The following is a 13,328-nucleotide window of genomic DNA, read 5'->3' as shown; positions in this document are numbered from 1 at the left end:
TAAAATAGCCAATTTTTTATTTTCTATGGACATCCAAAATACGATTCAAACTTTACGGGACGAGCTAAACCAGCACAATTATAATTATTATGTGTTAGACAATCCAATGATTTCTGATTTTGATTTTGATTTAAAACTAAAACAGCTTCAGGAACTTGAAAATAATAATCCTGAATATTTTGACGAAAATTCACCTACGCAAAGAGTAGGGGGAGCCATTACCAAAAACTTTGAAACGGTTCCTCACGAATACCGGATGTATTCGCTGGATAATTCCTATTCTAAAGAAGAACTGGCTGATTGGGAAAAGCGTGTCCAGAAAAATTTGGGAGATGTCCCATTGGAATATTTTTGTGAACTGAAATATGATGGCGCCTCTATCAGCATTACCTATGAAAACGGAAAGTTGAAACGTGCCGTTACCCGTGGTGACGGATTCCAGGGTGATGATGTAACCAATAACATCAAAACCATAAAATCAATTCCATTACAGCTAAAAGGCAATTATCCTGATAAATTTGATGTCCGTGGCGAAATCATTTTGCCCTTTGCCGGGTTCGAAAAAATGAATCAGGAATTAATCGAAATTGGGGAAACGCCCTATTCCAACCCAAGAAATACCGCATCTGGAAGTTTAAAACTGCAGGACAGCAGTGAGGTTGCCAAAAGGCCTTTGGATTGTTTACTCTATTTTATCATTGGCAACAATTTACCCTTTGATTCCCAGCAGCAAGGATTGGAAACGGCCAGAAATTGGGGATTTAAGGCGCCAACCCAGGCAAAATTGGTCCGCAATCTGGAGGAAGTTTATGATTTTATAGATTATTGGGATGTACACAGGCATCAATTGCCATACGAAACGGATGGAGTAGTAATAAAAGTAAATAATTTTCATCATCAGCAGGAACTGGGTTTTACAGCCAAATCACCACGCTGGGCTATTGCGTACAAATTCAAATCAGAACAGGTTTCTACCCGGTTAAATTCGATTTCTTACCAGGTGGGCAGAACAGGAGCGATTACGCCGGTTGCCAATCTGGAACCGGTGCAATTGGCCGGAACAATTGTTAAACGGGCCTCATTGCATAATGCGGATCAAATTGAGAAATTGGGAATCTGTGTAGGTGATACGGTATTTGTAGAAAAAGGCGGCGAAATTATCCCCAAAATCATAGCAGTCGATTTAACCAAACGTCCAGAACATTCCATTCCGACAACATACATTACGCATTGCCCCGAATGCCAGACAGTATTGGTCCGGAATGAAGGCGAGGCGAATCATTACTGTCCGAATTTTTATGGTTGTCCACCCCAAATCATCGGAAGAATTCAACATTATATTTCCAGAAAAGCGATGGACATTGAAGGATTGGGTGGCGAAACCGTCGCGTTATTGTTCAATAATGGCCTCGTCCATAATTATGCAGATTTATACGAATTGAAAGTGGAGCAGATTCGTCATTTGGAGCGGATGGCACAGAAGTCGGCGGACAATTTGGTTAAAGGCGTAGCCAATTCCAAAAACATACCCTTTGAGAGAGTATTGTATGCTCTTGGAATCCGGTTTGTCGGGGAAACCATAGCGAAGAAACTGGCAAAGCATTACAAAAACATTGATGTTTTATGTCAGGCTTCCTTTACAGAATTGGTTCTGGTTGACGAAATTGGGGAGAGAATTGCGAAAAGTGTAATAGAATTTTTTGAAAATCAGGAAAATAGAATTATTATTGAAAGATTAAAAGAGTACGGAATTCAATTTGAAACAGTTGAAAACATTAATCCAAATGCCACCAACATCCTTATTGGAAAAACTTTTGTTGTTTCCGGGGTATTCGAACAATTTTCCAGGGACGACCTGAAAATGAAAATTGAGGAAAATGGAGGTAAGGTGGGAAATTCAATTTCTGCTAAAACGGATTATGTACTGGCCGGAATAAATATGGGTCCGGCAAAGCTTGAAAAAGCAGTCAAATTGAATATTCCTATTATTTCGGAAACTGATTTTATCCAATTAATCAATGAAAACTGAAAAAGCAGCATTATTTTTATACCTGACAGCGAGTTTACTGGCCGTTATCGCAACCATGTTTGAATATGAGTTACTTATATTAATCACCCGTCCTATAGTGGTGCCTTCTATATTGTTTTATTACCTATCCATTAAGAACAGTAAGGCCAATCCTTTTTTTGTAAGCGTTTTACTATTGAATTTTATTGGGGATACCATAATATTATTGGACTTAGAAAATTCGACCTTGATTATAATGGTTCCTTACTTCCTTTCTTATCTTTTAATGATTAAATTTGCTATATCAGATATGCTTAAAATAAGGTTCAATAGGAAAGGATTCATTGTTGGAGGAGTTATTTTTGGTTTTTTAATGTATCTGTTATATGTTCTGATACAGTTGTTTATGGACACTAGTGAAGAATTGGTCGTACCGGTTATCGTATATGGATTTATACTGGCGGGATATCTTTGTATGGCATCATACGGCTATTATTCAGATAGCACTATGACCATGCTCTTTCTTTTATTGACAGCATTGTCAGGTAGTCTGTCAGATATATTTTATGTCTTGTTTACGCTTATTTTCCACTTTCCTGGATTTTATTATTTTGAGTTTGCTATCCAGTTGGTTTCGTACTTTTTTATGGTGAAATATTTTGTTCTAAGAGAAAACCGGCAAAGTGTTTTAGTAGTTACTTAATATTTACATTATGAATGCACCAGATATTAAAACGGTAAAATTCGTGCGGACTATTTTTTTTGCTGTCGCTTTTATTTTTTTAATGAATGAAATTTTTCAAATTCATCTGTTACTGTATTTATTAGGACCTGTTCTGTTAATTATACTGATGTTGCTCTATTATTTATCTTCTGTTAAAAGGAATTTAATTTATTTTTTGGCATTATGTTGTTCTTTTATCGCAAATATTTTCTTTTTAGAAATGGTGCATCAACCCCTGGTTTATGGATTGGTAGCCTATCTTATCTATCGTTTGGCAACCATTGTTTTAGTTTATCGGGCTATCAAATCAAAACAATTAATGCATCTCACGATTGCAACACTTCCTTTCTTGTGCCTGGTATTGTACCTGATTAATCTCACTCAGGAAGCTTTAGGCGAAAGCCTTTATCCCTCAATTATTATAGGAGTACTGACCTCAATTTTGGGAGGATTTTCATTATCAAGTTACATTTTTGATGACAATAAAAAAAATTCGTGGCTCATTATAAGTTCCTTGTTGTTTGTTGTCCAGTATTTTCTTTTTGGAATTCAGAAGTTTTATTTGTGGAATGAGGTTTTTCAGCCTATTGCCTCTGCAATATATGCGATATCCCATTATACTTTCTACAAGTTTTTAATAATGGACGAGAAGCAAAAACATCTTGCTGAAAAAATTGATACAACCTAATGAAATTTACGCTATATTGTTCTTAATTAGATACAGTGGAATTTAAATGTTCTTTTTTTTAATTCAACACTACCGCAATGATTTTAAAGAAAGATAGAAGCCTGAAGAAATTAATTATTTGTTTGTATTTTATAGTAGCTGGAATTGAAATTACTGCTGAACTATTTTCCTATAAACCATTACTATTTATCTTTAAGCCATTAATTTCGCTGTTATTGATGTTGCTGTATTGGAAAACGTCAAATCAAAAAAATGGTATGTTTATTACGGTACTTTCACTGTCCTTGCTGACTAATATGTTTTTCATTCCCAATACTGAAAAAATGTTATTGATTGGGATCATTATTTTTTCTCTGCATCGGATTCTTACCCTATTTTATATCATTAAGCTTACGAAGGTCAAGGATTACTTCCCCTTAATAATTTCGGTCATACCCTTTCTATTTGTATTCTTTTATTTATTTGCGATTTCAAACGAAATACCCAGAAGCAGCTACTATGTTCTGATTGTTCAAATTATATTGGTTTCCATTCTAGGTGGAATTGGCTTGGCCGACTATGCCATGAATGATAATAAGAGAAATACATGGCTTTTGATTTACGCCCTTTTGTCGGTAGCACTGTCTTTTATCGTTTTTATCGAAAAATGGTACCTTTCAGATATAGCGCCAACTGTTTTCAGGCCTTTAGCAATGATTTTAAATACAGCCGTTTATTACACCTTTTACAAGTTCGTCATTGAAGCGGAAAAACCCAAAATGTCAGGAAAGTCGGTATCCTTAAATTAAAGTGACTTGGAAATGATATTCAAAAATGAAAATAACTCTAGACTATTTACAGGCGTATACTTTGCCATCGCTATTATAGGATTAATTTTCGATTTGTATTATTCCGGATCCGTCTTTTATAATTTTAAGCCATTTTTATCTCTATCTTTAATGGTGCTATATTGGAAGACATCAATAAAGCAAAATGCCGTTTTCTTTGCGATTCTCTTTTTTCTCCTGCTATCAAATATCTTATTTGCTCTGAAGCAGGAAAAACTGATCATCTACGCCATTATCACTATTTTTATTTATGAAATTTTAATGATAGCATATATAATCAGGCTGTTAAAACTTAAGGATTTTGTTCCGTGTCTAATAGCGTTGATACCTTTTCTTTTTATTTTCTTTTATCTTTTTTCCGAGGCAAATGGTATTCCGGAGAACAATTATGGTTTGTTGATCGTACAAAATATTCTTACATCAATTATTGGTGCCATTACTTTTTCAAATTTTGCACTTAATAATTATTATAGAAGTACATGGATTTTATTGTTTGGGCTTTTGTTCGTCACACTGTATTTTCTCAAATTCATTGAAAAATACTATCTCTACGGTGTGGCGCTTTCTGTTTTTAGAATATCAGAAACGGTTTTGTACATCGCTGCATATTTCATGTTTTACAAATTGGTAATCGACATGGAAACGTCGGAAGAAGAAAAAAAACTAGACGACAATTGACTTTCCAGCAGATGACTGTCCATTGCTTTTATCCAAATAAAAGTCTATTCTGCCCAGATTGATGCCATAACATCCCACTTGATTCACGAGTACATCTTTTCCTTCACTATTTTTCATAACCGTTGGCTTATCCAAAAAAGTATGCGTGTGGCCCCCGATAATTAAATCGATGTCTTTAGTTAAAGCTGCCAATTTTATATCAGAAATTTTATTTGCATCGTCTTTGTATTGGTACCCCATATGGGATAAGCATATTACCAAATCACATTTTTGTTCCTGTTTCAAAATACGGACCATATCCTGGGAAGCTTCAACCGGATTATTATAAATGGTTTCTTTGTAGTTTTTTTTGTCTACCAAACCTGCCAATTCAACGCCAAGCCCGAAAACCCCAACTTTAATTCCATTTTTATGGAAAATTTTATAAGGTTTCACATGTCCGTCCATCACTGTGTTTTTAAAATCATAATTTGCCGAGATAAAATCAAATTTAGCATGAGGCAATTGGGCATATAAACCTTCAACTCCGTTATCAAAATCATGATTCCCGATAGTGGAGGCATCATACTGCATCATACTCATCAATTTAAATTCCAGCTCGCCACCGTAGTAATTGAAATACGGTGTGCCCTGGAAAATATCTCCGGCATCAAGCAGCAATACGTTTGGATTTTCCTTGCGGATGCTTTCAATCAATGCAGCTCTCCTTGCTACGCCACCCATATTCGGATTCTTTGGATGGGTAGGAGGGAACGGGTCAATATAACTATGGACGTCATTAGTATGCAATATGGTCAGGTGCTTTACGTCTTCCGATTCAAAGCTGGTTAACGACAGTCCTAAACCCACAAATGCTGATCCTGCTGCGGTCTTTTGTATAAAATCTCTTCTTTTCATTTTAATTTTTTTAGGAGCTATTTCCCGCTATTCGTTGCAATCTTTTTTTTTTTATTTTAAAAACAAAAAAGGATTTTCACTGCAAACAAAGTTCACTGAACTCATATAACAATAAAAGTTAAGTGAGGTAATCAGGGCTAGGGAAGTAGTAATTGATTATTCTTTTTATAATTATTCAACTCTAATTCTAACATCATTAATCACAGGAATCGTGTCCACTTCCTTGAAATAATCAATCAGGATGTTTCTCAATTTGTATTCCAAATCATAGGAAGCAACGCCTTTTTTGAAGAAATCCATTTTGTCCCCGCCATTGGATAAATAATCCGAGGTGACTACATAATAGATTTTTCCACTGTCCAAAGGTTTCCCCTGAATCAAAATGTTTTTCGGGGCATTGTTTTTATCAATAGTGAAAGTCATTCCCGAAAGCGGATGCGGTTTTTTTTCGGAAATGATATAATTCAGCATTTCCATGATGTGTTCTCCTTTTAACGCTATTACGATGGCACTGTTTTCGAAAGGCATGATTTCATAAGCGGTTCTCGCAGTTACATTTCCTTTGGGAATTATCGAACGGATACCGCCATGATTCAACAGACAGATATCGATTTGCTTTTTCTCCCGTTTGTTGAAAACCATATTACTGCGCTGAAAAGTCACATCGGCCATCAGGTTTCCGATGGTTGTTTGCCATTGGCCGGATTTATCCAGTGTTTCCGGTGCGTTAGCCAAAACGGTGCTCAGATCTTTGTCGATATGCTCGCGGTATGGTTTTATAAACGCCTCAATTTCGGGCACTTCTTTATTTTTATCTGTAATGGGTATTTCCTTACCTTCAATTTTGGTTACCTGGTACTTTTGAGTGCCGCAGGAAACTGACAAAATAAATGTTAAGAATAAAACAAAATGTTTTAGAACACCGTTATACTTTTTTAGATTTACCATCTGATATGCGACTTATTTAATTTAAATTTGTATTCCAAGTAAAAGTACTATGTTTTTAAAGTATCTGAAGAATTTTTCAACGAAAAAAATAGTTAAAAATAGTTTATCAAATGTTAAGCCAGTCGCATCCAACACAATAATTAAAACCGTCGGAATCGTTTTTGACGAAAGTTATTTTAATGAAAGAGAAGCTTTTGTGCAGGATTTGATAGCTAACGGAATTCAGCAAAATGACATTAAAATTCTGGTTTTCAGAGACAAGATAAAAAAGAGTGAAGTTTTTGATTATCCCACATTCAGCCTTAAGGATATGAATTGGGTAGCCAGCATTGACAAAGCCGAAGTAAAAGTATTTACCGCGCAGCCCTTTGATCTGCTGATTAATTATTATGACATTGAAAAAATGCCGCTTTTATTAGTTTCCCATCAATCTAAAGCCAGTTTTAAAGTCGGTTTTTCATCAATTGATAAAAGACTGAATCACTTCATGATTGACACCAGTGCCGAAAACTACAAGGTTTTCCTTGATGAATTATTTAAATACCTAAAAATATTAAACAAAATATAATATGCAATCATTAGTAGGAACTGGAGTTGCCCTTGTGACGCCTTTCAAAAAAGATTTTTCTGTAGATGTTGATGCTTTAAAAAGAATCGTAAACTTTCAGATAGATAACGGAATCAATTACCTTGTTATCCTTGGTACTACTGCCGAAACCGCGACACTGACGCAGGACGAAAAGGAATTGGTCATCCAAACTGTTATAGAGGCCAATAATGGAAGACTGCCTTTGGTTCTTGGAGTCGGAAGCAATAACACCCAACAGGTAATTGAAGAATTGCAAACGCGGGATTTCTCCAAATTTGTCGCCATTCTTTCCGTTTCACCGTATTATAACAAACCAACACAAGAAGGTATTTATCAACATTTTAAGGCTATTGCCGAAGCTTCACCGATTCCGGTAATAGTTTATAACGTACCGGGTAGGACCGGAAGCAACATGCTTCCTTCAACGGTAATTCGTTTGGCGAATGATTTCAAGAATATAGTAGCGATTAAAGAAGCTGCCGGTGATATCGTGCAGGCAATGAAATTAATTGAGAACAAACCGGAAGGATTTTTAGTGATATCAGGAGATGATATGGTAACTTTACCGATGGTTTTGGCCGGCGGAAGCGGAGTCATTTCTGTAATTGGTGAAGGTTTTCCTAAAGAATTTTCAGAGATGGTGCGTTTAGGATTGGAACGAAAAGTAGATGAAGCGTATAAACTGCATTACCTTTTAGCGGAAAGCATTGATATGATTTTTGAACAGGGAAATCCCGGAGGAATCAAAGAAGTCTTTAAATCATTGGGAATTTCAGAGAATACGATGCGATTGCCGTTGGTAAATGTCAACGAAGATTTGGCTGGCAGAATCAATCAGTTCGTAAAGAAAATCAAGAAATAGTCCGATAAAACAACGTCGATTTTTTTATCAAAAAAAAGATTTTGAAGTAGCTAAATTAATAACTAAATTTGCAGTTGGTTTTTGAAGGTGTGAAATGCCTAAAAATCAACGGAACCAAACAAAATAAATGAAGAAATTTTTATTTACATTACTGATTGCTATTGTTCTTTCCTCCTGCAGTGAATATCAAAAAGCAATAAAAAGCGAAGATGTTGCTGTAAAATTTGATATGGCTACCAAGCAATATGAGAAAGGTAACTATTCAAAAGCAATCCGTCTTTTTGAACAAATAGCACCAACTTATAGGGGAAAACCTCAGGCTGAAAAAATGTTTTATATGTTTGCACAGTCTTATTATAAAACCAAACAGTATTATTTAGCGGGTTACCAATTCGAAAGTTTTGCATCAGGTTATCCAAAGAGCGAAAAAGTACAGGAGGCTTCATATTTGGGAGCAAAAAGCTATTCTATGCTTTCTCCGGTCTACAGTTTGGACCAGACCGATACTAACAAAGCAATTGATAAATTGCAGGCCTTTATTGATACTTATCCTAATTCGGAATATTTAGGTGAAGCAAACATTACGGTAAAAGGACTAAGAGAAAAATTAGAGAAAAAAGCCTTTGAAAATGCCAAGGAATACAATAAAATATCAGATTATCAGTCTGCAATTGTAGCTCTTGATAATTTCATTTCTGATTATCCAGGTACGCCTTTCAAAGAAAAAGCATTATTTTATAAATTTGATTCCACATACCAATTGGCAATCAATAGTGTGCCTTCAAAAAAAGCAGACCGTTTGAACACGGCTAAAACGGCTCACTCCAGTTTAATAAAGTTCAATCCAAACACGGAATACAAACAAAAGGCCGACGAAATGTTAGCTCGAATTGATAAAGATTTACAACAATTTTCCAAATAAATAGAAAGTCATGGATTTAAAAAAGACGAATGCTCCGGTAAATACAATTACTTACAACAAAAGTATCATTGAAGAACCGACTGGTAATGTATACGAGGCGATAACCATTATGGCTAAAAGAGCAAACCAGATTAACTCTGAAATTAAAAAAGAACTGACTGAGAAATTAGAAGAGTTTGCAACATATAATGACAGTTTAGAAGAAGTTTTTGAAAACAAAGAACAAATCGAAGTTTCTAAATTCTACGAAAAATTGCCAAAACCACACGCTCTTGCAGTTCAGGAATGGTTGGATGACAAAATCTACTATAGAGACGGTAATAAATAATTATTAGCATGTCTGTTTTAAGCGGTAAAAAAATAGTACTGGGCATTTCTGGTGGAATTGCCGCGTACAAAACAGCTACATTAGTAAGACTCTTCATAAAAGCAGGTGCGCATGTCCAAGTGATAATGACACCTGCTTCTAAGGATTTTGTAACACCACTTACATTATCCACGCTCTCAAAAAATCCGGTTTATTCTACGTTCTACAACGAAGAGGATGCAGATGCCCAATGGAACAATCACGTTGAGTTAGGTCTTTGGGCCGATCTGATGATTATTGCTCCGGCTACCGCAAACACGTTGTCCAAAATGGCCAACGGAACCTGCGACAATCTTTTGATTGCAACCTATCTTTCCGCCAAATGTCCTGTTTATTTTGCACCGGCAATGGATTTGGATATGTACATCCATCCATCCACTCTTGCGAGTTTTGCAGCTTTAACACAGTTTGGCAACATAATAATTCCAGCTGAAAATGGTGAGTTGGCCAGTGGGCTTTCCGGTCAGGGAAGAATGGCAGAGCCTGAAAATATTGTGGCTTTTCTGGAAGCTGATCTGGAGAGTAAATTACCCTTAAAAGGAAAAAAAATATTAATTACCGCAGGACCAACTTACGAAGCAATTGATCCGGTACGTTTTATTGGGAATCATTCTTCAGGCAAAATGGGATTTGATATTGCTCAAAGTGCGGCAAATTTAGGCGCTTCGGTTACCTTAATTTCCGGGCCTTCACATTTTACAATAAATCACAATTTGGTGAACGTAGTTCGCGTTGTTTCAGCGCAGGATATGTATGATGCCTGTCATCAATATTTTGAAGATACTGATGTAGCTATTGCCGCAGCTGCGGTAGCAGATTACAGACCAAAAATCGTTGCCGATCAAAAGATAAAAAAATCAGAAGATAATTTCTTTATTGAGTTGGAGAAAACCAAAGATATTTTAGCATCAATGGGAGCCATTAAGAAAAATCAGTTTTTGATTGGTTTTGCTTTGGAAACTGAAAACGAAATTGAAAATGCAAAGCTGAAAATCCAGAAAAAAAACTTAGATTTGATAGTCCTGAATTCTCTTCAGGATGCAGGGGCAGGTTTTGGGAAACCAACTAACAAAATTACCTTTATCGATAAGGATTTTGTGGTGGAACCGATGGAATTAAAATCGAAAGAAGCCGTTGCGGACGATATCTTAAATAAAGTAATAGCACATTATGCGTAATATTTTTAGTTTATTTTTAGTTCTGATTGCGGGTTTTACTCAAGCTCAGGAATTAAACTGCACCGTTACGGTCAATGCCGATAAAATTGGAAGTACCAACAATCAGGTTTTTAAAACTCTGGAGAAATCCGTTAGTGAGTTTGTCAATAAAACCGACTGGACCGGACAGCAGTATAAACAAAATGAGAAAATCAACTGTTCTATGTACATCACGGTAACGGGATACAGTGCAGATCAGTTTACCGCTACGATTCAGGTGCAGTCTTCGAGACCTGTTTATAATTCAACCTATGCCTCTCCGGTACTGAATTATAATGATAAAGACTTTAATTTCAGATATGTCGAATTTGAAAGCCTGACTTATAACCCAACCAGTTTTGATTCCAATCTGGTTTCAGGATTGGCTTTTTACAGTTATATGATTATCGGGATGGACGGTGATACTTTTGCCCCTTTAGGCGGAAGCAAATATCTGGAATTGGCTCAGGATGTTTCCAATGTAGCATTACAAGGCGGATACAAAGGCTGGAGCCAGGCTGACGGAAACCAAAATCGTTATTTCCTTATCAATGATATGCTAGCAAATACGTACAGTCCATTTAGGGAAGCAATGTATGAGTATCATTATGTGGGTCTTGATCTGATGAACAGTGACATCAAACAGGCTAAAGAAAATATAAAATCTTCTTTGGCAACGGTTGGCAAAATCTATCAGGTCCGACCGAATGCTTTCATAACAAGAGTCTTTTTCGATGCTAAATCGGATGAAATTGTATCTATATTTTCTGGTGGACCCAGTATCGCAATTGCCGATTTAGTGGATAATCTTAATAAAGTGTCTCCTCTTAATTCCAGTAAATGGGCAGGAATCAAGTTTTAATTTAGGACGTAACATTTCAATAATAATACCAACAATCCAAAATGCTTACTTCACTTTCGATTAATAATTTTGCTTTAATAGAAAAATTAGCCATTGATTTTTCTGATGGATTTTCAATCATTACCGGCGAAACCGGTGCAGGAAAATCTATATTATTGGGAGCATTGGGATTAGTTTTAGGAAAAAGAGCCGACCTGACTTCCTTAAAAATAAAAGAGGAAAAATGTATTATTGAAGCTCATTTTGAAATTTCAAGGTACCATCTCCAATCCTTTTTTGAAGCCAATGATTTGGATTATGAACACGAAACCATTATCCGCAGGGAAATTCTGCCTTCGGGAAAGTCACGTGCTTTTATAAACGACAGTCCGGTAAATCTTCAGGAACTCCAGGAATTAAGCGTTTTTTTGATTGATATTCATTCCCAACATCAGACGCAGGAATTATCAGAAGAAAATTTCCAGTTTCAAATCATCGATTCCATTGCAGGAAACCAGGATTTTATCTCCCAATATGCTAGTGTTTTAAAAACGTTTAAAAAAGACAAGGCTCAACTCTCGCAATTAAATACAAACCTTCATGCTTTACTGAAAGAGCAGGATTACAACACTTTCCTGTTGGAAGAATTACTCTCAGCCCAATTGCATTCTGGCGAACAGGAAGAGTTGGAGAATGTTTATGAGCAATTGAATAACGTCGAATACATTAAGGAAAGTTTAGATAAATCTTTAGCTTTGGCCAATGAAGAGCAATACGGAATTCTTCAAAACCTGAAAGAATTAAAATCTACTTTGCAAAAGACTGCTAATTTCTCACCGGATTATCAAACGCTCACCGAAAGAATCAATAGTGTTTCAATTGAGTTTGATGACGTTTTAAACGAATTGGAACAACTGACTGAAAACTTGGTGAATGATCCTGAAAAGCTGGAGTTGACCAATCAAAAACTGCAAACCATCTACAACCTCCAAAAGAAACATCAGGTAAATACCATTGATGAATTATTGACGATTCAATTAGATCTGGATAATAAAGTGGTGTTGGTAGGAGATTTGGAAAGTGAGATCCAGGCTTTGGAACATAAAATCAGTCAGACAGTTACCGAATTGGACAGTTTTGCAAATTCTATCCGTGAAAACCGGGTCAATGCAGTTCCTGTTTTGTCGGGTAAACTGGTTGTAATTTTAGAACAGTTGGGAATGCCAAATGTTCGTTTTAATATGGAACTCACCGAAACACCGAATTATCTGCAGAACGGTAAAGATGAATTACAATTTTTATTTTCAGCGAATAAAGGATCTGATTTTGGTTTATTGAAGAAGGTCGCTTCCGGCGGTGAAATGTCCCGAATTATGTTGGCAACCAAAGCTATTTTGGCCCAGTACTCTAAATTACCAACGATAATATTTGATGAAATTGATACCGGGGTCTCCGGCGAAATTGCCAATAAAATGGGCGATATAATGAAAGGAATGAGTGAGACCATGCAGGTTTTTGCCATCACACATTTGCCACAAATCGCGGCCAAAGGAAATGCCCATTTTAAAGTTTTCAAATCGATAGTAGGGGAGCAGACGGTATCCGAATTGAAATTGTTGAACACTGAAGAACGGATTGGCGAAATTGCGCAAATGCTATCGGGAACCGTCGTTTCAGATTCGGCTTTAAATCATGCAAAAGCCTTGTTAAACTAAAGAATTGAATTATATTTGTCCATCAAATTCCTATTAAATAAACCGTTTATTTTTAAATAAGAAATT

Annotated in this window: 14 protein-coding genes; 12 read left to right on the top strand and 2 right to left on the bottom strand. The window is 36.0% G+C overall.

Going from position 1 to position 13,328, the window contains the following annotated elements:
- Positions 1–25 precede the first annotated feature (25 nt).
- The 5 genes from ligA (at position 26) to FNW07_RS08455 (ending at position 4,925) form a co-directional block, all read left to right on the top strand.
- Positions 26–2,029, top strand: a complete 2,004-nt coding sequence (ligA, locus tag FNW07_RS08475; protein ID WP_126743060.1) for an NAD-dependent DNA ligase LigA — start codon at positions 26–28, stop codon at positions 2,027–2,029.
- Positions 2,019–2,711 (top strand): hypothetical protein, encoded by a 693-nt coding sequence (locus tag FNW07_RS08470; protein ID WP_126743059.1) that lies wholly within the window; start codon positions 2,019–2,021, stop codon positions 2,709–2,711. The genes ligA and FNW07_RS08470 overlap by 11 nt, the downstream gene beginning before the upstream one ends.
- A 10-nt stretch (positions 2,712–2,721) precedes the next feature.
- Positions 2,722–3,420 (top strand): lysoplasmalogenase family protein, encoded by a 699-nt coding sequence (locus FNW07_RS08465; RefSeq protein ID WP_126743058.1) that lies wholly within the window; start codon positions 2,722–2,724, stop codon positions 3,418–3,420.
- 77 nt (positions 3,421–3,497) lie between these two features.
- Positions 3,498–4,208, top strand: a complete 711-nt coding sequence (locus FNW07_RS08460) for a hypothetical protein (RefSeq protein WP_126743057.1) — start codon at positions 3,498–3,500, stop codon at positions 4,206–4,208.
- Positions 4,209–4,508: 300 nt separating this feature from the next.
- On the top strand, positions 4,509–4,925 hold the full coding sequence (locus tag FNW07_RS08455; protein WP_126743056.1) for a hypothetical protein: 417 nt from the start codon (positions 4,509–4,511) through the stop codon (positions 4,923–4,925).
- On the opposite strand, the gene FNW07_RS08450 is transcribed toward FNW07_RS08455, so the two are convergent.
- Both FNW07_RS08450 and FNW07_RS08445 read right to left on the bottom strand, forming a co-directional pair.
- Positions 4,911–5,822, bottom strand: coding sequence for a bifunctional UDP-sugar hydrolase/5'-nucleotidase (locus FNW07_RS08450; protein ID WP_126743055.1), 912 nt, complete (start codon positions 5,820–5,822; stop codon positions 4,911–4,913). The genes FNW07_RS08455 and FNW07_RS08450 overlap by 15 nt on opposite strands.
- Positions 5,823–5,993: 171 nt before the next feature.
- Positions 5,994–6,770 (bottom strand): 5'-nucleotidase C-terminal domain-containing protein, encoded by a 777-nt coding sequence (locus FNW07_RS08445; RefSeq protein WP_126743054.1) that lies wholly within the window; start codon positions 6,768–6,770, stop codon positions 5,994–5,996.
- A 49-nt stretch (positions 6,771–6,819) separates the two neighbouring features.
- Between FNW07_RS08445 and FNW07_RS08440 the strand changes: the two genes are divergently transcribed.
- From FNW07_RS08440 to recN, 7 genes are all read left to right on the top strand, one after another.
- On the top strand, positions 6,820–7,338 hold the full coding sequence (locus tag FNW07_RS08440) for a hypothetical protein (RefSeq protein WP_126743053.1): 519 nt from the start codon (positions 6,820–6,822) through the stop codon (positions 7,336–7,338).
- A 1-nt stretch (position 7,339) separates the two neighbouring features.
- Positions 7,340–8,221: a 4-hydroxy-tetrahydrodipicolinate synthase gene (gene dapA / locus FNW07_RS08435; protein ID WP_126743052.1), complete on the top strand. Its 882-nt coding sequence runs from the start codon at positions 7,340–7,342 to the stop codon at positions 8,219–8,221.
- Between the two features lie 127 nt (positions 8,222–8,348).
- Positions 8,349–9,143 carry an outer membrane protein assembly factor BamD gene (locus FNW07_RS08430; protein WP_126743051.1) on the top strand — a complete coding sequence of 265 codons (795 nt, stop codon included), beginning with the start codon at positions 8,349–8,351 and terminating at the stop codon, positions 9,141–9,143.
- Between the two features lie 10 nt (positions 9,144–9,153).
- Positions 9,154–9,471 (top strand): DNA-directed RNA polymerase subunit omega, encoded by a 318-nt coding sequence (locus FNW07_RS08425; protein WP_126743050.1) that lies wholly within the window; start codon positions 9,154–9,156, stop codon positions 9,469–9,471.
- Between the two features lie 8 nt (positions 9,472–9,479).
- Entirely contained in the window at positions 9,480–10,688 is a 1,209-nt protein-coding gene (gene coaBC, locus FNW07_RS08420) for a bifunctional phosphopantothenoylcysteine decarboxylase/phosphopantothenate--cysteine ligase CoaBC (RefSeq protein ID WP_126743049.1), read from the top strand.
- Positions 10,681–11,568, top strand: coding sequence for a DUF4835 family protein (locus FNW07_RS08415; protein WP_126743048.1), 888 nt, complete (start codon positions 10,681–10,683; stop codon positions 11,566–11,568). Before coaBC ends, FNW07_RS08415 begins: the two co-directional genes overlap by 8 nt.
- Before the next feature lie 41 nt (positions 11,569–11,609).
- Positions 11,610–13,262 (top strand): DNA repair protein RecN, encoded by a 1,653-nt coding sequence (gene recN / locus FNW07_RS08410; protein WP_126743047.1) that lies wholly within the window; start codon positions 11,610–11,612, stop codon positions 13,260–13,262.
- Positions 13,263–13,328: the final 66 nt, after the last annotated feature.

It is taken from the genome of Flavobacterium sp. GT3R68 (assembly GCF_007109225.1).
GTDB lineage: Bacteria > Bacteroidota > Bacteroidia > Flavobacteriales > Flavobacteriaceae > Flavobacterium.
The sequence above is the reverse complement of the archived record's forward strand: the minus strand, read 5'-3'. Positions and strand labels throughout refer to the sequence as shown.

What these genes read in the sequence shown, in the direction of transcription:
- ligA (WP_126743060.1), top strand. Translation starts at nt 26, where the DNA reads ATGGACATCCAAAATACGATTCAAACTTTACGGGACGAGCTAAACCAG.
- FNW07_RS08470 (WP_126743059.1), top strand. Translation starts at nt 2,019, where the DNA reads ATGAAAACTGAAAAAGCAGCATTATTTTTATACCTGACAGCGAGTTTA.
- FNW07_RS08465 (WP_126743058.1), top strand. Translation starts at nt 2,722, where the DNA reads ATGAATGCACCAGATATTAAAACGGTAAAATTCGTGCGGACTATTTTT.
- FNW07_RS08460 (WP_126743057.1), top strand. Translation starts at nt 3,498, where the DNA reads ATGATTTTAAAGAAAGATAGAAGCCTGAAGAAATTAATTATTTGTTTG.
- FNW07_RS08455 (WP_126743056.1), top strand. Translation starts at nt 4,509, where the DNA reads ATGATAGCATATATAATCAGGCTGTTAAAACTTAAGGATTTTGTTCCG.
- FNW07_RS08450 (WP_126743055.1), bottom strand. Translation starts at nt 5,822, where the DNA reads ATGAAAAGAAGAGATTTTATACAAAAGACCGCAGCAGGATCAGCATTT.
- FNW07_RS08445 (WP_126743054.1), bottom strand. Translation starts at nt 6,770, where the DNA reads ATGGTAAATCTAAAAAAGTATAACGGTGTTCTAAAACATTTTGTTTTA.
- FNW07_RS08440 (WP_126743053.1), top strand. Translation starts at nt 6,820, where the DNA reads ATGTTTTTAAAGTATCTGAAGAATTTTTCAACGAAAAAAATAGTTAAA.
- dapA (WP_126743052.1), top strand. Translation starts at nt 7,340, where the DNA reads ATGCAATCATTAGTAGGAACTGGAGTTGCCCTTGTGACGCCTTTCAAA.
- FNW07_RS08430 (WP_126743051.1), top strand. Translation starts at nt 8,349, where the DNA reads ATGAAGAAATTTTTATTTACATTACTGATTGCTATTGTTCTTTCCTCC.
- FNW07_RS08425 (WP_126743050.1), top strand. Translation starts at nt 9,154, where the DNA reads ATGGATTTAAAAAAGACGAATGCTCCGGTAAATACAATTACTTACAAC.
- coaBC (WP_126743049.1), top strand. Translation starts at nt 9,480, where the DNA reads ATGTCTGTTTTAAGCGGTAAAAAAATAGTACTGGGCATTTCTGGTGGA.
- FNW07_RS08415 (WP_126743048.1), top strand. Translation starts at nt 10,681, where the DNA reads ATGCGTAATATTTTTAGTTTATTTTTAGTTCTGATTGCGGGTTTTACT.
- recN (WP_126743047.1), top strand. Translation starts at nt 11,610, where the DNA reads ATGCTTACTTCACTTTCGATTAATAATTTTGCTTTAATAGAAAAATTA.